The organism is Brachybacterium sp. EE-P12 (genome assembly GCF_003711805.1).
Classification (GTDB): Bacteria; Actinomycetota; Actinomycetes; order Actinomycetales; family Dermabacteraceae; genus Brachybacterium.
This window is the reverse complement of record NZ_QXCP01000004.1, coordinates 76109-94197: the sequence shown is the minus strand read 5'-3', so window position 1 is coordinate 94197 and position 18089 is coordinate 76109. Positions and strand designations below refer to the sequence as shown.

14 protein-coding genes are annotated in these 18089 nt (G+C 71.4%); 9 read left to right on the top strand and 5 right to left on the bottom strand.

Annotation, left to right across the window (positions count from 1 at the left end; translation table 11 throughout):
* Nucleotides 1–10 precede the first annotated feature (10 nt).
* The 4 genes from D1648_RS03585 to D1648_RS17785 form a co-directional block, all read right to left on the bottom strand.
* Complete coding sequence (locus tag D1648_RS03585) at nt 11–1684, bottom strand: ABC-ATPase domain-containing protein (protein WP_122940200.1); 1674 nt, start codon at nt 1682–1684, stop codon at nt 11–13.
* A 207-nt stretch (nt 1685–1891) separates the two neighbouring features.
* Entirely contained in the window at nt 1892–4768 is a 2877-nt protein-coding gene (locus D1648_RS03580; protein WP_122939455.1) for a DEAD/DEAH box helicase, read from the bottom strand.
* A gap of 129 nt (nt 4769–4897) precedes the next feature.
* Entirely contained in the window at nt 4898–5275 is a 378-nt protein-coding gene (locus tag D1648_RS03575) for a PH domain-containing protein (RefSeq protein WP_122939454.1), read from the bottom strand.
* A 79-nt stretch (nt 5276–5354) separates the two neighbouring features.
* On the bottom strand, nt 5355–6638 hold the full coding sequence (locus tag D1648_RS17785) for an exonuclease domain-containing protein (protein ID WP_164518574.1): 1284 nt from the start codon (nt 6636–6638) through the stop codon (nt 5355–5357).
* Nucleotides 6639–7156: 518 nt separating this feature from the next.
* Between D1648_RS17785 and D1648_RS18415 the strand changes: the two genes are divergently transcribed.
* Both D1648_RS18415 and D1648_RS03555 read left to right on the top strand, forming a co-directional pair.
* Complete coding sequence (locus D1648_RS18415) at nt 7157–10771, top strand: histone-like nucleoid-structuring protein Lsr2 (protein WP_370239765.1); 3615 nt, start codon at nt 7157–7159, stop codon at nt 10769–10771.
* An 87-nt stretch (nt 10772–10858) separates the two neighbouring features.
* Nucleotides 10859–12037, top strand: coding sequence for a Fic family protein (locus tag D1648_RS03555; protein ID WP_122939451.1), 1179 nt, complete (start codon nt 10859–10861; stop codon nt 12035–12037).
* Between the two features lie 42 nt (nt 12038–12079).
* Here the strand turns inward: D1648_RS03555 and D1648_RS03550 are convergent, their stop codons facing one another.
* Nucleotides 12080–12394, bottom strand: coding sequence for a hypothetical protein (locus tag D1648_RS03550; protein ID WP_122939450.1), 315 nt, complete (start codon nt 12392–12394; stop codon nt 12080–12082).
* Between the two features lie 380 nt (nt 12395–12774).
* Here D1648_RS03550 and D1648_RS03545 point away from each other — a divergent pair, with 380 nt between their 5' ends.
* From D1648_RS03545 to D1648_RS03515, 7 genes are all read left to right on the top strand, one after another.
* Nucleotides 12775–13221 (top strand): cupin domain-containing protein, encoded by a 447-nt coding sequence (locus D1648_RS03545; RefSeq protein WP_122939449.1) that lies wholly within the window; start codon nt 12775–12777, stop codon nt 13219–13221.
* Nucleotides 13218–14075: an aldo/keto reductase gene (locus tag D1648_RS03540; RefSeq protein WP_122939448.1), complete on the top strand. Its 858-nt coding sequence runs from the start codon at nt 13218–13220 to the stop codon at nt 14073–14075. The genes D1648_RS03545 and D1648_RS03540 overlap by 4 nt, the downstream gene beginning before the upstream one ends.
* A 53-nt stretch (nt 14076–14128) precedes the next feature.
* A complete protein-coding gene (locus D1648_RS03535; protein ID WP_122939447.1) occupies nt 14129–14368 on the top strand; it encodes a hypothetical protein in 240 nt (79 codons plus the stop codon).
* Nucleotides 14369–14428: 60 nt separating this feature from the next.
* The gene (locus tag D1648_RS03530) at nt 14429–15193 is read left to right on the top strand and encodes an SDR family oxidoreductase (protein ID WP_122939446.1); all 765 of its coding nucleotides are present in this window, start codon (nt 14429–14431) and stop codon (nt 15191–15193) included.
* Between the two features lie 232 nt (nt 15194–15425).
* Nucleotides 15426–16007 (top strand): hypothetical protein, encoded by a 582-nt coding sequence (locus tag D1648_RS03525; protein ID WP_122939445.1) that lies wholly within the window; start codon nt 15426–15428, stop codon nt 16005–16007.
* 36 nt (nt 16008–16043) lie between these two features.
* Nucleotides 16044–16364 (top strand): nucleotide pyrophosphohydrolase, encoded by a 321-nt coding sequence (locus tag D1648_RS03520; RefSeq protein WP_122939444.1) that lies wholly within the window; start codon nt 16044–16046, stop codon nt 16362–16364.
* Nucleotides 16351–18084 carry a DUF2075 domain-containing protein gene (locus D1648_RS03515; protein WP_122939443.1) on the top strand — a complete coding sequence of 578 codons (1734 nt, stop codon included), beginning with the start codon at nt 16351–16353 and terminating at the stop codon, nt 18082–18084. The genes D1648_RS03520 and D1648_RS03515 overlap by 14 nt, the downstream gene beginning before the upstream one ends.
* Nucleotides 18085–18089: the final 5 nt, after the last annotated feature.

Sequence of the window (18089 nt, the reverse complement as noted above, 5' to 3'; positions counted from 1 at the left end):
GAGGGTCGTCTCAGAGGAGTCGCAGCCCCCTCCAGCGGTTCACCGCGGCATGCACCTCGAGCGGTCGCGGCCGCGCGAGGTGACCGGGGTGTCCGCGGTGGGGCGAGAGCGTCTCGAGCCCGCCCGCATCGATCCGCTCGAACAGGGCGCGGATCGCGTCCTCGACGGGGACGGGTCCGGCCTGCTCGGCCTGGTCCGCGAGACGATCCAGGGCGTGGGCGACCGCCTGGGTCTGTGCGGCGTCGAGCAGCTGGGAGACGGCCGAGAGGTCCAGGTGCTCACGGCCGAGGCGGATCGTGTCGCGGCCGCGTGCCGCGGCGGGCTTGCGCTTCCCCGTCGGCCGCAGGCAGCCCGGGACCGGGATGCGGGCGCGCGGTGGCACGAACACGGAGGCGGCCGACGGCGGCGGCGCCTCGGCGAGCGCGCGGGCCTCGGCGGTGACGTCCCGCGGGAGGTACGAGTCCAGCGCGATCACGTGATCGGCGACGTCGAAGAAGGCCCCGGACCCGCCGGCGACCAGCACGGTGGAGACCCCGCGCTCCGTGAGCAGGGGGCGGATTCGGTCCACGAACGGGGTGATCGGCTCGCGCTCTGCGGGGATCAGGGCCCGCATCCGCTCATCGCGGATCATGAAGTTCGTGGCGGAGGTGTCCTCGTCGATCAGCAGCGCCGAGGCGCCGGCGTCGACCGCTTCGACCAGGGATGCGGCCTGCGAGGTGGATCCCGAGGCGTTCGCGGTGGAGAAGGAGCGGGTGTCGGTGCCGGAGGGCAGGCCGGAGATGAACGGGGAGATGTCCACGCCGGTCACGGCGCGGCCGTCCTCGGCGCGGATCGACGCGGCGTCGGCCCGGGTGATCACCCATTCGCGGCCGTCGCCCGCCACGTGAGGGTGGATGCCTCGTTCGATCGCGCGGAGCAGGGTCGACTTGCCGTGGTATCCGCCGCCGACGATCACGGTCACCCCGTCGGGGATCCCCATCCCGGTCACCTGCCGGCCGCTGGGCAGCTCGACCGTGACCCGCATCGATTCAGGGCTCTCGAAGGGGACGGGGCCGTCGAGGAGCGGCAGGTCGGAGTCCCCGGAGCGGCGGGGCAGGATCGCGCCGTCGCCCACGAAGGCGACCAGGCCGCGCCCGGCGAGCTGATCGCGCAGCGCCTCCTGGTCGCGGTGGAGGGCGACGTGGGCGCGCAGCGCCGGGGCGTCGAGGCTCCGATGCCGCAGGGCCGCCTCGGCCAGGCGCGGCAGCTCCTCGGTGAGCAGGCGGGCGGCGCGCCGGCCCTGGATGCGCCGGCCGGAGGCGGGAAGCTCGGCGGCGAGGCGGGCCTCGAGGCCGTTCTCGGTGAACGCGACGGTGGTGCGCTCGAGGACCTCCTGTCCGGGGGCGCCGACATCGACCCGCCCGTCGATCGCCGCGGCGGCCGTCGCGAGGTGTCGGGCGAGGAAGTCGCTCGTCGCGACGCGGCCGCGGCGGTCGGCGAGGAGGTCCTCGGGGAATCCGGCGGCGGTGCGGTCCACGATCAGGCGCAGCAGGGAGGGCGGGGCGTAGGGATCGACCTGCACGTGGTCGATCACGAGATGGCACGGGCCCAGGTCGTAGCTCCCCTTCAGCTGCTTGTAGGAGCCGTAGCCGCGGCCGTCGAGGGAGGCGAGAAGCTGGGTGAGGGTGCTGAGGTCGGAAGTCATCGCCCGGCCCATGCTAGGAGCCGCATCGGCCCGGGGGCAGCAGCAGGCGGTGCGGAGCGGGAGGCCGACGCGCTGGTCCCGATCGGCGAGAGGCGGGCGATGTGGCGGCGGACGGGGAGGAATCGAGGGTGAGCGGGCCGGGGAGGGATGAGGGACGCGAGGGCTGTGAGGACATGGGCCTTGCCGTTCGTGAGGGGGTCGGGACTGTCAGGCCGGTTCGTGGGAGCTCTCCGGGGCGAGCAGCTCCCGGATCTGCGCCGCGTCCAGGGCGGTGGTGACCTCGCCGTCCGGGTGGAGGACCGAGGAGACGAGGGTGCGCTTGGCCTCTTGCAGAGCGACCACCTTCTCCTCGATCGTCTGCGCGGAGACCAGGCGGTACACGGTCACCGACGAGTCCTGGCCGATGCGGTGGGTGCGGTCGATCGCCTGCTCCTCGACAGCCGGGTTCCACCACGGGTCCAGGAGGAAGACGTAGTCCGCCTCGACGAGGGTGAGGCCGGTGCCGCCCGCCTTGAGGCTGAGGAGGAACGCGGGCTGGGCCCCGGTGCGGAAGTCATCGATCACCCGCTCGCGGGACGCGGTGGAGCCGTCCAGGAAGGCGGTGGTGATGCCCCGGTGCCGGAGGATCTCGCGGAGGGTGCTGAGGTGGCTCGTGAATTGGCTGAACACGAGCGCACGGTGCCCTGCGCCGGCGAGGTCCTCGAGCCGGTCCACGAGCTCGCGCACCTTCGCCGAGGGTGACCGGACGGTTCCCGGATCGGTGGCGAGCAGGCGCAGGCGGGTCAGAGCCGCGAGGATCTCGACGCGGTTGGCCTCGGGGTCGTCGAGCAGGCCCAGCACCCGCTGGCGCTCGGTGTTCAGCGCCCGTGTGTAGCGGGTGATGTGGGCGGGCGCGAGCGGGACGTGGAGCGTGGTCTCGAGCTTGGGCGGGAGGTCGCGGGCGACGAGGTCCTTCGTGCGGCGCAGCAGGATCGGGGCGATGCGCCGCCGCAGCAGGGCGAGCCGTTCCCCGTCCGCGCCGCGTTCGATGGGGCGGCGCCACTTCCGGGTGAACTTCGCCAGCGGCGGCAACAGCCCGGGGGCGACGAGGGCCGCCAGCGCCCACAGGCCCTGCAGGGAGTTCTCCACGGGCGTGCCGGTGACCGCGATGGTCACCTCGCGGCGCTGCTCCCGCAGAGCCCGGTGCAGCTGGGAGGCGGGGTTCTTGGCGGCCTGCGCCTCGTCGAGCACGAGCGCGGCCCAGGTGATGCTCCGGTAGCGGGCGGAGTCCAGGCGCAGCAGCTGGTGCGAGACCACCACGACGTCCGCGGCGGCGGGATCCGGGTCGGCGTCGAGCCGACCTGTGACGACGTCGACGCGGAGGTCGGGCACGAACCGGGAGGCCTGCTCGGCCCATGTGCCGAGCACGGAGCGCGGGGCGACCACGAGCACGGGGCGGTCATCGCGGCGGCGGTGCCGGCGGATCGCGGCGAGGAGCTGGAGGGTCTTGCCGAGCCCCATGTCGTCGGCGAGGATCCCGCCGAGGCCCGCGTCCCAGCGGGCGCTGAGCCAGCGATATCCCTCCAGCTGGTAGGGCCGCATCGTCGCGTGCACGGCCGGGTCGAGCTCCTCGGCCGAGAGATCCACGGGCCGGATCCCGTGCAGCAGGGTGCGCCAGCGGTCGGCGTCGGCGTGGATGCCCTCGAGGGCGGCGATCTCGTCCCAGGTCGTGAGGTCGTGGCGGCTGAGCCGCAGCCGGTCCTCGTCGGCGTGCGCGGCCGCGTTCTCGAGGAGGCGGCGCAGGGCGCGCATCCGCGGCGTGTCGAGGTCGAGGTGGAGCCCGTCGGCGAGGAGGAAACGCTGCCTGGAGCGCAGCGCCACGATGAGGGTGGCGAGGGTGATCGACCGGTCGCCCACGGTGACGGTGCCGTGCAGGTCGAGCCAGTCGGGGTCCTCGGGCACGCTGAGCTCCCACCGGATCTGGGGCTCCTTCGCGAGGATCCGCAGCATGTCGCGGCCGGAGGGCTCCGGTCCGTCGGCGCCGTCGGCGCCGTCGAGCGAGCCGGCCAGGCGCACATTCGGCAGCGCCAGCAGGCGCGGGAGCGAGCGGCGGGAGAAGTCCCCGAGCTCCGCCTCGGGGATCCACACCTCGCCGGAGCGGACCAGGGAGATGATCTCGGGCTCCTCGCCGAGGCGCTGCAGCACGGTGCCGTCCGGGTGCTCGAGCAGGACGCTGTGCGGGGGCGTGCCCAGCAGCGTCCAGCGCGACGGGGCGGTGCACTCGCCCAGGGTCGGGATGCCTCGCAGCACCAGCCCGCCGGGGACCCGTTCGAGCCGGAGGGCGAGGCCGAGCCGCTGCTCGCGAAGGTCCAGGTCCCCGTCGGCCCCGATCTCGAGACCGGCGGCGCGGGCGGCGTCCACGAGGGTCCACAGCTCGGGGCCGAGCACGTCCAGGGGGACGCCGGGGCGGAGCGAGCGTCGCCACCGGTCCAGGGTGCGCAGCACGTTCTGCTGGGTCGGGGGCAGCCGTGCCATGCCCTCCCCGATGGCCTCCCACTCCAGGGAGCGACGCCAGGTGCCGCTGCTGGTGCGTCGGCAGGGGCGCAGCACGAGCGAGGGGCCGTCCGCCAACGGCGAGGCAGCCTCTTCGGAGAACACCAGGCCGGTGACGACGGCGGGCGCGGGCCGTCTGGGCGCGGTCGGCGTCGCCGCGGAGTCGGGGTCGGGGCCCAGCAGGTCGGGCATCATGCGCCAGGACCGTCGGAAGCGGTTCTCCATCAGAGAGCGCAGCGCGGCGGAGCGGTGCAGGCAGCGCTGGTCGCCGCACGTGCAGCGGTCGCCGCTGCGGACGAAGAACCGCTGGTCGAGGAGCACTCTCGTGCCGTCGGGGAAGTCGAAGCGGAGGTCGGCCCCCTCCCCGGCGCCCAGGAGCGGCACCTGACCGGAGTCCAGGAGGGCGCCCGCCGCCTCCCAGTCCGCTCGCGAGAGCCCGAGCCCGTGCGGGTCGATCCCGCGCCACGCCTCGGCCACGCGCAGCAGCTCGGCCGGTTCACGGCTGCGGGCCATCGCCATCGCGGGCGGCAGGTACTCGGCGCTGTTCCTCATAGGGCCAGAATGCCCGGATCGGACGGTGCGCCGACGGGGGTTGTGGACGGAGTGGGTATGGGGAGGAACGGTGGCCCGCGGCGCGGTGCGGCGGCGCGAGGAGCGCCGCCGCCCGGCCTGCCGCCGCTGTCAGGACGAGCGCAGCACCGCGTTCGCAATCAGCAGGTCCAGCCGCCTCACGTCGATGTGCTTGCCGACGGCGATCTTGATCCGCCCCGCACGCGTCCACAGCTCGATCTCGGCGTTGAGGTCCAGCGTCCCCGCGTTCTCCGAGGACCACATGTTGATCGCCGAGTAGGGCAACGAGTAGATCTCGACCTTCTTGCCGCGGATCCCCTGCGCATCCCGGACGATCAGGCGCTTCGTGGTGAACACCGCGGAGTCGCGGAACGTCTTGTACGCCGCGATCGCGCGCTCCTCTGGCACGAGCAGAGCGGTGACGTCCTCCGGGATCGGGCACTCCTCGACGAAGGTCCACGACGTGATCGAGGCGACGGATGCGTCCACGATGATCTCCTGTTCTTCGATGGGTCGGCCGAGATCTCGGCCGACAGGTTCCTGCGGTTCTCGTGCCCTTGCGCGACGTTCAGCGTCGGCCCCAGCTCGAGGAGTACGAGGGGGCAGCAGGGCGCTCGATGCCGAGCTTGGCCCACTCCCTCTTGGCCTTGTCCTTGAGCTTCTCGTTGCAGTCCCCGGAGCAGACCCGGCGTTCGAGGAACAGCCAGTACCCGTCCACGACGAGCCCCTCTCCGCAGCGGATGCACGACCCTCCACCCTTCGGCTTCCCCTCGGGGTGGCGCAGCGCCGCGCGCAGCCACTGCTGATAGCTCGTCGAGGAGTCGAGCGCCTGCGCCTGGGTGATGACGTGCTCCGGCAGCCAGGACGGGTTCGCCTGCACGCGCTGCTCGCGGGTCGCGGCCTCGAGCTGGTCGCGGCCGACGTCGAGGCGCTGGTGGAAGTCGTCCTCGGTCCAGACCTCGATCGGCTGCCCCTTCGCGGCCAGGTCCATCGCCTTCTCGAGCTTCCTCGAGAGCTGGACACCGGGACGCAGGCTCCGAGGGTCGAGATCTCCCGCGACGAGGATCGTCGTTGTCCTCATGACCGATCCCTGTGCGGCGCCACCGAAGTGCTCGACGAGCGCCTGGGCCTCCGCCCGGGTGGACAGCAGCAGCTTCCCGGTGAAGACGACGCTCTCGCCGGCGAGGACATCCGTCGCGGTCAGTCCCGAGAAGTCGCCGGGGGCGCGGAGCGCAGGCGTGGGCGCGCCCCCGGGCGTGGACGCGCCGCTGCGGGGCACGGGGCGGTATCCCGGGGCTCCTGCGGGGAGGTCGGCGAGAGCGGAGACTCCAGCTCTCGCGCTGAGGGCGAGGAGGATCCGTGCCGCCTGCAGCGCATCGGCGGATGCCTCATGATGGTCGAGCTCCGGCAGGTCGAGGGCCTTGGCGACGAAGGGCAGCGAATACGACCCGAGCGTGAGCAGTGCGCGGGCGAGCGGAAGGGTGTCGAACCACGGCGATGTCGGCCAGTCCAGGTCGTAGACGCTGCTCACCTGCTGGATCACGGACCGGTCGAAGGGCGCGTTGTGCGCGACGAGCGGGTCCTCGCCGATGAAGGCCATCACCTGCGGGTAGAGCTGCTCCCAGCTCGGAGCATCCGCGACCGCAGCAGCGGTGATGCCGTGGATGTCCACGTTGCGGGGCGCGAACTCGTCATGGCCCTGCGGGGGAACGACGAGAGAGGACATCTGCTCGACGACCTGGCCGTCACGGACTCGCGTGAGGCCGACGGCGCAGAGAGAGGCACGCGAGGAGTTCGCTGTCTCGACGTCGATGGCGGTGAAGTCGAGAGCACTGGCAGAAGTGGTGGTCACGGGGCTGAGCCTAGGATCCGGTGCCGACATTCGACGGTGGGTCTCACGGTTCTCGCACCGGCACCGTCGATGGCGGAGTCGGCGGGGGCCGGCCACGGCGGGTGGGCGCTGCCGTCGGCGGGCGGGAGCCCCTGTTGTCAGAAATCGACGTGCATCATGGGCATCTTGTACGTCGGCCTGGCGCGGACACCGGGGTGAGTCGAGGGAACCGGACAATGGGCTGCCCGGCCAGGCGGGGCGGGACGAGCCGCCGCCTGCCATGCTCGCACTGCTCTGATCAGGCTCCCCACCTGGCAACCGCCCGCCTGTGGCCTCTCTTCCTCCCGCCGCACCTCCACACCTGCCTGTCGTATCGGCAGCGAAGCCTGGGTGATGATCCCGACGCGGTCGACGCAGAGTTTCCCTGAGAAGATCAGGGCATCCATCCCTGCCACGAGAGGTCGTCCATGGGACTGCTCGATCGCCTTCGCGGCGGTGCCTCGGCGCCGTCCGCGACGCCGCCGCCCGCTGCATCCTCCGTGCCTGGCGCACCGCGCTTCGCGGTGATCGACGTGGAGACGACCGGGCTGGACCCCGAGGGCGATCGGATCCTCGAGCTCGCGATCGTCCGGGCCGACGAGCAGGGCCACCCGATCGACCAGTGGGTGACCCGTCTCCACCCGGGCGGGCCGGTGCGCGCCACCCACATCCACGGCATCACCGACGCGGACGTCGCCGGCGCTCCCGGCTTCCCGGACCTCGCCGTGCAGGTCGGCACCGCGCTGCAGGGCCTGGTCCTCGTCGCGCACAACGCCGAGTTCGACGTCGCCTTCCTGCGCGCGGAGTTCGCGCGGGCCTCGCTGCCGATGCCGCGAGTGACCAGCTACTGCACCCTGCAGGGCAGCACGGTCTACCTGCCGCAGCTGCGCCGGCGGACGCTCGCCGAGTGCTGCGCGGCCCTGGGCGTGGTGCATCAGCGGGCGCACTCCGCGCTCGGGGACGCCTACGCGGCGGCCGGGCTGCTCGAGCGGTACCTCACGCTGGACCGGCAGACGGGGTACGACGCGCCCCTGGTCGCCTCGCGGGCGCTGCGGGGAGGTACCGGAGGAGTGCCGGGAGCCGCCCAGCAGACGGTCCCGGCTCCGGCTCCGCAGGGGCCGAAGGGCGCTGCGCCGCGGCCGGCTTCTGGCCCGGCCGTCGCAACGTCGACTCCGGCGCCCGTGCCTCCGAGGCCGGCGAGCGCGCTGGCACCGACGACGCCGCCTGCGGCGCTGCCACCGCGACCGGTGTCGGCAGCCTCGGCGCCGGCAGCAGGGCCGGAGCCAGCGGTGATGCCGGAAGCACGGCCGGAGTCGGCGGCCGCAGATCCGGCGCCGGAGGAGCAGCCGCGCTCGGACGTGGACCTCTCCCCCACCGCGATCAGAGCCTGGGCGCGGGAGCACGGCATTCCCGTCGGTGACCGGGGCCGGCTGAAGGCCGAGCTCGTCGCGCAGTACCGAGCGGCGATGGGGCTGCCGCAGGCGCCGGCCGGGGCGTCGCGGCCCGAGCCAGCGCCCGCGCCTGCAACCGAGCCAGCGCCAGAGCTCGCGCCCCCGCCCGCTCCCGCGCCAGCGCCTGTATCCGCGTCCCCGCACGCTCCCGCGCCCCGCCCGTGTCAGGATCTGAGCCAGGATTCGCCGGAAAGTGGCTCAGAATCTGACACACGCCGCCGACGGGCAGGCCGGACCGGCCGCGCCGTCGCGTCGCGCACGGCCCCTGCGGCCCCGGCCACCCCAGCCCCGGCGGCCTCGGCGGCCCCGGCGGCCCCGTCGGCCAAGCCGGCCGCGCTGGCCACGCCGGCTCCGTCGGCCCCGGCGGCCCCGCTGACCATCACCGAGGAGTTCGCGGCGGCGCTCGAGCACCTGCACACCGGGCACCACCTGTTCCTCACGGGCAAGGCCGGCACGGGCAAGTCGACGCTGATCCGCCACTACCTCGAGCAGTCCGATCGCTCGACGATCACGGTCGCGCCCACCGGGATCGCGGCGCTGAACGTGGACGGCTACACGATCCACCGCCTGTTCTCCTTCCCGCTCGGCGTCACCGAGGAGCTGGTGCGCAGCGACGATTACTACCCGCGCCGCTTCGCGAGAGCGTTGAAGGAGCTGGACACGCTGATCATCGACGAGGCGTCGATGGTGCGGGCGGACCTGTTCGATGCGCTCGCCGCCGCGCTCGAGCGCTTCGGGCCGCGGCCCGGCACGCCCTTCGGCGGGGTGCAGCTGGTGCTGGTCGGCGATCTGTACCAGCTGCCGCCGGTGGTGACCGATCAGGAGGCGGGCCGGATCGAGGAGCGCTTCGGGACGCCGTTCTTCTTCTCCGCCCGGACCTTCGACGCGGAGACGTTCCCGGTGGTGGAGCTGTCCACGGTGTTCCGACAGCAGGGCGACGACCACCTGGTGGACCTGCTGAACGCGGTGCGGGAGGGGACGCTGCTCGAGGACGCGCGGGCCGAGCTGAACCGTCGGACGGACCCCGACTTCGAGCCGGGCCTGGACGAGTTCTGGCTGACGCTCGCCACGACCAACCGGATCGTCGGCGCGCGGAACCGGCAGATGCTCGGGCGCCTCCCCGACCCGCCGCAGACCTTCACCGCGCGGATCACCGGGGACACCGACGGGTTCGAGAAGCCCACCGAGGAGACGCTGCGCCTCGCGGTGGGCGCGCAGGTGATGCTGCTGAACAACGACCCGCTGGATCGCTGGGTCAACGGCACGCTCGGCCGCATCACCGCGATCGGGGCCGACGCCGACGGCCCCGTGGTCACCGTGCTGCTGCGCGACGGACGCACCGAGCGGGTGCGCGAGCACACCTGGGAGATCACGCGGCCCAGCGTCGAGAGCGGTGCGCTCACGCATCAGGTCATCGGCACGTTCACGCAGCTGCCGATGAAGCTGGCCTGGGCGATCACGATCCACAAGTCGCAGGGCCAGACCCTGGACCGGGTGGTCGTGGACCTCACCGGCGGCACCTTCGCCAACGGTCAGCTGTACGTGGCGCTGTCGCGATGCACGAACCTCGAGGGGCTGGTGCTGAAGCGCGAGGTGCTGCCGCGGGACCTGAAGACCGATCAGCGGGTGCGGCGGTATCTCGCCAGCGGCGCGGCGGCGACCCAGCCCCTCGGCGAGGCGTACCTGTCGGTGCTCACCGTGGGCACGACCGGGGACAGGTGGCGCCCGCGCCCGGTGGAGATCGCGGTGGTCACCGACGACGGGGACGAGGTCTCCACGGTCATCAACCCCACCTCGGACCTGTTCGGCGCGCGGGACGAGTTCGGGATCACCACGCGGGACGTGCAGCTCGCGCCGCGGCTGGCGGAGGCGTGGCCGGCGCTGTCGGCGCTGCTGGCCGGGAGGGTGCCCGTCGGCGTGCACATCGACCGGCAGCTCGCGCACGTCGACTTCGAGCTGAAGCGCAACGGGATCGTCGAGCCGGTGCCGCTCGGGCTCGAGCTGCCCGGCGGTCTGCTCGGAGCCGACGAGCTCGCCCGGTTGAAGGCGCCGACGGCGCTCGAACGCGCCCGGGCCGTGCGCGACGCCGTGGCCCGGGTGCGGGCGGCGGGTGAGGAGCTGCCCGGCACGGGGATGGCGTTCCGGCAGGTCGTGACCGGGCACGGCTACCTGCTCGCCCGCACGACGGGACCGGGCGGCACGAGCGCGCCGACGGGATTCGTGGTGGGCGGGAACCTCGGTGCGGAGGACGACTCCGCCGCGGTACTCGCCGGTCTGCTCGAGGAGACCTGGGCGCGGGTGCCCGCTCCCGATGCGGAGGTGGTGGAGCGTCTGCGCGGGGTCGAGGAGCACTTCGGAGTGCGGGTGCTGCCCGAGGGCTTCACGCTCGAGGAGGCCCCGGGCGCGGCCGACGTGCTCGTGCCGGGCGCGCGGGTGTGCTTCTCCGGCACCGTCCACTCGCCCCGCCACGGCTGGCTCGAGAAGGAGCAGCTGCACGCGATGGCCGAGGCACGCGGGCTCCGCGCCGTCCCGAACCTCACCAAGACCAGGACCGATGTGCTGGTCGTCGCCGAAGCGGGGTCGCAGTCGACCAAGGCGAAGAACGCCGCGAAGTGGGCGAAGCCGGTGCTGACCGCGGAGGAGTTCCTGGAGTGGGTGGGGTGAGGACGCAGTGCGCAGGTCGTCGACAGCTGACCGCCCCGGGTGTCAGATATAGACTCCAAGTCAGTTATTAACTGACTTGGCGCCCGTATGCTGCACGCAGTCCCCGATCTGACCGCAGTCGATGCCGCAGTCCTGCACGCCATCGACGAGATCCGCCACGGGCTGCGCCATGCCCTGTCTCGCCCGCGGCGATGGAACGGCACCCTGCGCCGGCAGGCGCAGGCCCGTTCGGTGCGCGGCTCGAACAGCATCGAGGGCATCATCGTCTCGGACGATCAGGCGCTCGCGATCGTCGGGAGCGAGTCGGGTCAGGTATCGGTCGATGCGACATGGCTCGCCGTCAAGGGCTCTTCAGACGCAATGACGTTCCTGCAGGTCCTCGCCGACCGACAGAGGACGCTGTCCGAGGAGGACCTTCTGGCTCTGCACTTCATGGTGCAGAGCTACGACCTCGACCGCGGGCCCGGCCGTTATCGCCGCGGCGAGGTGTTCGTGCACGACGACGATTCCGGGCGCCGGGTCTATACAGGCCCCGAGGCCGACGCCGTCCCCGGGCTCATGGGGGAATACCTGGCGGCCCTCGCCGAGCTCGCCGCGGGCGATGTTCATCCGATGGTGCAGGGGGCGATGGCGCATCTGAACCTCGTGATGATCCATCCGTTCTCCGACGGCAACGGCCGGATGTCCCGGATCGTGCAGTCGTACATGCTCTACCGGGAGCAGGTCGCCGAGGCGCAGTTCGTGAGCATCGAGGAGTACCTGGGCCGGAACACGTCCGCGTACTACGACATCCTCGCGCGCACCGGTCGCGGTCGGTGGTCGCCGGAGCGGTCGGCGGCGGAGTGGGTCGAGTTCGCTCTCACCGCCCACTACCGGCAGGCCCGCACGGTGCAGGGTCGGCTGTGGAGCGCAGATCGCGTGGCGGAACGGGTCGACGACCTCGTCGGCGCCGGGCTCGCGCCGGAACGAGCCACCCCGGCGCTGGAGCTCACGTTCTCCGGGTGGGGGCTGCGCAATGCGACGTACCGCGAGCTCGCGGAGGTCACGGCGACGACGGCGTCGCGCGATCTCTCCGCCCTGGTCGACGCCGGCATCCTGCAACGACATGGAGCGAAGAAGGGTGCCTGGTACAGCCCGGCCGAGGTGTACCGCACCTGGCTCACGGAGCTGCGCGAGCAGACGAAGACCTCCTTCGATGCCGGGGCCGACCCCTACCGACTCGCGAGCCGCGGGGAGGAGATCCCTGTCAGCCCTGCGGCAGTGTGACCGGCGAGCGCCTCATCGACGACGCCAGGTGCTTCGCTCGGCTCAGCCAACGAACTGGACAGCGAAACCCAGCAGCGCCATCGCCAAGCCGCCGAAGCGCACCCCGATGACGAGACGCCGCGCGGCCGGGTCCAGCAGCTCCGCGACGCCGAGGAGGAGCATGAGTCCCGCGGCGACGAGTGCGGTTCCGGGCATCGGCGGGACGTCGGCGAATCCGTCGATCGCGAGCGTCACGGTCAGCAGCAGGCCGAAGGCGATCAGGCTGAACACCGGCCGCCGGCCCGGGCGGGGCGGGCCGGTGAACTCCTCGCGCAGTCCCGGCCTCTGAGCGGTGCTGGTTGCTGCCTGCTGCTCCATCGGTCCCCTCCTCGACGGGTGGCGGCCAGGCTACGGGGCCTCGCACGCAGGGTCCAACGGCCCGGTCGACGGCGTCGGCATCGCGACGGTCGCGACAGCCGCCGGCCGCCGATCAGGGATGTGCAGTTCTGAGCCGGTTCAGCGCCTGAAGCGGCTGAGAACCTGACACTCCCGGACGCCGGGCGGCGGATGCCTCGCCGGCGCCGGGCGGCGGATGTCACGCGGGCGGCGGGCGGCGGATGCCTCGCCGGCGCCGGGCGGCGGATGGCAGCCGGCCGCCGCCCCGCCATCACACACCCGACGCCGCGGAGACGTCGAGGCCTGCGGGGTGTACCAGGAGGGACTGGCTCGGCGGCGCGAGCAGGTCTTGACTGGGGCACATGACCGACACGACCTTCGACCAGCCCTTCCCCCTCGGGGAGCCCAACGACGCCTTCGCGCAGTACTTCACCGGCCGGTCCTACCTGGCCCCGCTCGTCGGCGGCAGCACCCCGGTCAGCAACGTGACCTTCGAGCCGGGCTGCCGCAACAACTGGCACATCCATCACGGCACCGGCGGCGCCGGCGACCAGATCCTGCTGTGCACCGCCGGGGCCGGCTGGTACCAGGCCGACGGCGAGGAGCCGGTGCACATGACGCCGGGCACGAGCGTCCGCGTCCCCGCCGGGACGAAGCACTGGCACGGCGCGGCCGCAGACTCGTGGTTCTCGCATCTGGCCTTCCTCACCCCCGGCGAGGACATGCGCAACGAGTGGCTCGAGCCTGTCGGCGACGAGGTCTACGCGCAGCTGCCCACCACGATCACCACGGACGGAGAGAACGCATGAGCATCCTGACCGAGACCTATCCCCTCACCGGCGGCGCCCGGATCCCCCGGCTCGGGCTCGGCACCTGGTTCATCGACGACGACAAGGCCGCGGACGCCGTCCGTTCCGCGATCGGGATCGGCTACCGCCACATCGACACCGCCCAGGCCTACGGCAACGAGCGCGGCGTCGGCGAGGGAGTGCGCACTGCCGGGATCCCCCGCGAGGAGCTATTCGTCTCGACGAAGATCGCCGCCGAGGTCAAGGACTACGAGAGCGCGGTCGCCGCGATCCAGGAGTCGCTGGAGACGATGGGGCTGGACCACATCGACCTGATGCTCATCCATGCCCCGCAGCCGTGGGCCGAGTTCCGCACCGGCGACTACGCCGAGGAGAACCGCGAGGTGTGGCGCGCCCTGGAGGAGGCGCACCGGGCCGGGACCGTCCGCACCATCGGGGTGTCGAACTTCCTGCGCTCCGACCTCGAGGACCTGCTCGAGCACGCCGAGGTGGTCCCTCACGTGAACCAGCTGCTGGTCCACGCCGGGAACACGCCCCGCGAGCTGCTGGAGTTCTGCGCGGCGAAGGGCATCCGCGTCCAGGCCTACTCCCCCATCGCCCACGGCGCGATCCTCGACAACGCCCGCGTGCAGGCGATGGCAGAGCGGTACGGGGTCAGCGTCCCGCAGCTGTGCATCCGCTACACGCTGCAGCTGGGCACGGTCTCGCTTCCGAAGACTGCGAACCCCGAGCACATGCGCACCAACGTCGACGTGGACTTCGAGATCAGCGCGGAGGACATGGCCGCGCTCGAGGAGCTCGACGCCCGCGACTACGGCGAGCACGCCGCGTTCCCGGTGTACAGCGGGAAGTGAGCGGGGCGGGCGGAGGGCGATGATCTGTCGGACCCCCGCCCTACTCTCGCCCCTTGATCTTCATCCTCGGCGACGAGCCGCCGGAGCCGTACGACGAGCCGCGCGGCACCTGCCCCGTCTGCGGTTCGGGTCAGGTGATCCACCATCCGCTCGGCGGTCAAGACCCGCGCCTCGCCGAAGAGGATCCGCCGTGGGTCCACTGGCAGGGATGCGTCCTGGCCTTCAGCGACCGGACGTGCGAGGACTGCGGCGCCGGGTGGAACGTGGAGCGCGACGAGGACGACGAAGTATGAGCGAGGACTGATCTCGCTGTCCGCCCCTGGCCGGACGACTCGGCGGTTACTCTCCGGTACATGACGAGGACCTCGCTGATCACGGGTGCCAGCTCCGGGCTCGGCACCGAGTACGCCCGCCACCTCGCACGGCGCGGGGACCGCCTCGTGCTGGTCGCCCACGACCGGCAGCGGCTCACGGCGCTGGTCGACGAGCTCGGCCGAGCAGGGGCGCCCGAGGTCGAGGTGCTGGCCGCGGATCTCGCCACGGCCGACGGGGTCGAGGCGGTCTGCGCGCGCCTGACGGACCCGTCCCGGCCGGTGGATCTACTCGTCAACAGCGCCGGCTTCGGTCTGCCGCTCGCCTTCGAGCGCAACGACATCGAGGACGAGGCCCGTCATCTGCGTCTCCACGTCGAGGTGCCGATGCGGCTTATGCACGCGGCGCTGCCGGGCATGCTCGAGCGCCGCTCCGGCACGATCCTGAACATCTCCTCGGTCTCCGCGGTGATGCCGCGCTCCACCTACGGCGCGGTGAAGAACTGGCAGGTGCAGTTCTCCCGCTGGGCCAGCGGGGCCTACCGGAACCGCGGCGTGACGGTGACCGCCGTCTGTCCCGGCTACACACACACCGACTTCCACGCCCGGCTGGGCCTGGCGCGCGGCGAGGAGAGGATCCCGGACTGGATGTGGCTGGAGGCTCCGCGGGTGGTCGAGGAGTCGCTGCACGATGTGGAGCGGGGCAAGGCCGTGTCGGTGCCGAGCAAGCGGTACAAGGCGATCTGGACGGTCGCGCAGCTGGCGCCGTCGGGGGTCATGGCGCGGTTGGCGGCGAAGGGGCGGTGAACGGCCACTCGGGATCTGGCGACGTCGCTCGATCCAGCGTCGTCTTCTCTGACGCAGCAGCACCTGCGAGCAGGTCCGCGTGGCCCTCGACATCTCGATCCCGCCCGAGGCTCTGCCCTGCACAGTAGATTCCACGGAGACGTCGAGAACTGGGGAGAGGTCCCCACGGTGAGAGGGCGCTGTGCAGGCACGACGAGGATTGGGGCGCGAGCGCGTGAGGCGGAGGGCCGCCATGACGGCGCTGCTCGCAACGGGTGCGCTGCTGATGTCCGGGTGCGCACTGTCGGGTGAAGAGGAGTCGCCTACCCCTGCGCCCACCACCGAGCAGACGCCCACGCCGCGAGAGGGCACGCTCCTGCCGGAGGGCACGACGGAGGTCGAGGTGGCGGCAGACGAGACCGTGCAGGTGGCACTTCCGAAGGGCTCCCTCGGCGTCGGGGACTACTGGGGCGTGGTCTCGGTCGAGGACGACTCGATCATCGAGGCCGACGTCGCCATCGGCGAGGACGTCGTGGGCGAGCTTCCCTCCGACACCGACGAGGAGGAGGGCGGGACGCAGGCCTTCGCTGTCGAGGTCACGGGGCTGTCGCCGGGTGAGACCACGGTCCGGGTCCTGTACTGCAAGCGCACGCGCACCGTCAGCGAGCGGTGCGACCAGTCGGAGGGAACGCTGGAGACGCCGGTGGAGCCGGTGGAGATCCGGGTGCGGGTGGGGCGAGGAGGTAGGGCGAATGGCCGGCGATCGTCGCCGGAGTTCGACGCCCGCCAGCCGCGCAGGACTCGATCTCCTCTCACGTACCGGCCCCGGAATTAGCGACCGCCGCGGCCCACGCATTGCTAGCGTGAGGTCATGACCAGCGAATCCGTGATGGACACCCTCCGAGCGTTCGCCGCCGAGCGCGACTGGCACCAGTTCCACACCCCGGAGAACCTCGCGAAGTCGATCTCGATCGAGGCCGCAGAGCTCCTGGAGTGCTTCCAGTGGGGTCCCGAGGCGGACAGGGACGAAGTCGCCGGTGAGCTCGCCGACGTCCTAACCTATGCACTCCACCTCGCAGATCAGCTGGACCTCGACCCTGAGGAGATCGTCCGCGCGAAGCTCGAGCGCACGCGGGTGAAGTACCCGGTCGAGAAGGCGAAGGGACGGAGCACGAAGTATGACCGCCTTTGAGATCGAGGAGCTCCGTTTCACCCCAGAGTCCGTCGAGGAGACCCGCAGTCGACTCCCCCGATTCTCCAACTGGCCCGTCGTCTACCTCATCGAGGACGGCCGCGACATCTACGTGGGCGAGACCGGCAGCGCCGACCGCCGCATGCGCCAGCACCTGAAGTCCACGCAGAAGGAGCACCTCAAGGAGGTCCGCATCGTCTTCGACGAGCGGTTCAACGGCTCCGCATGCCTGGACCTCGAGTCGCTCCTCATCCGCCTGCTCGGAGGCGACGGCAAGTTCGAGGTGCTGAACCGCAATGAGGGGATCACCAACCAGGACTACTACCAGCGCAGCGAGTACAACGACACCTTCAAGGAGATCTTCGAGGAGCTCCGCGCCCGCGGCTACTTCGAGCGCACGATCCCCCAGATCGAGAACTCGGACCTGTTCAAGCTCTCCCCGTACAAGGCGCTGAACACGGAGCAGGGCGTCGCGGTGCTCGACATCATGGAAGGCCTCATCGAGGACCTCGATGTTCCCGACCGGCGGACCATGGCCGCCATCCAGGGCGACCCTGGCACCGGCAAGACCATCGTCGGCATCTACCTCATGAAGCTCATGCGCGACCTCGCGCAGTTCGACCCGACCGACGAGGTCGAGGGCGACTCGATGTTCTCAGACCTCTTCGTCGAGGGGAACCGCGAGAAGTTCCAGGACCTCCGCATCGGGCTGGTCGTCCCCCAGAAGTCACTGCGGAAGTCGATCAGCAAGGTGTTCCGGAAAGTCCCCGCGCTCCGCGACGCACAGGTGCTGACGCCCTACGACGTCGCCGACGCCGAAGAGGACTTCGACGTCATCGTGGTCGACGAAGCGCATCGGCTCACTCAGCGCGGCGCCCAGGCGCACGGCACTCTGACCAAGCGCTATCGAGAGACCACGGAACGGCTGTTCGGTGCCGACGATCTCTCGATCAATCAGCTCGACTGGATCAGGAAACGCTCCCGACACACGATCCTGCTGCTGGACACCGCGCAGAGCGTGCGGCCGATCGACATCGAGCCCGAGGTGTTCGAACGGGTGCTCGCGGAGGCGCACGAGCAGCAGCGCCTCTATCCGTTGGACACGCAGATGCGCGTGAAGGGCGGGAAGACCTACCTCGAGTTCGCACGGTCGCTGGTCTCCGACGAACCGCCGACGACGGTGCCGGACCTCCAGGACTACGAGTTCGAGCTGTTCGACGACCTCGGAGAGATGCACCAGCGGATCCGCGAACGCGACGCCGAGCACGGCCTCGCCCGACTCGTTGCCGGCTACGCGTGGAAGTGGCGCAGCAAGGGGAAGACCGGCCTGCACGACATCGAGCTCGACGGCGTCGCGCTCGACTGGAACGTCTCCGACGTGGACTGGATCGCGTCGAAGACCTCCCTCGAGGAAGTCGGGTCGATCCACACCGTGCAGGGCTACGACCTCAACTATGCCGGCGTCATCATCGGAGGTGACCTACGCATCGATCCCGCTACTGGCCAACTCGTCGCCGATCGCGACAACTACTTCGATGCCAAGGGCAAGGCCGACAACAAGATGCGCGGACAGACCACGTCCGACGAAGACCTACTGCGGTACATCACCAACGTGTACCGCGTCTTGCTCACGCGGGCAATGCGGGGCACATATGTATACATCCTGGACCCTTCACTCAAGGCACGATTGAGAAAAATACTCGAGCCCAGCAATACCTGAGCGGA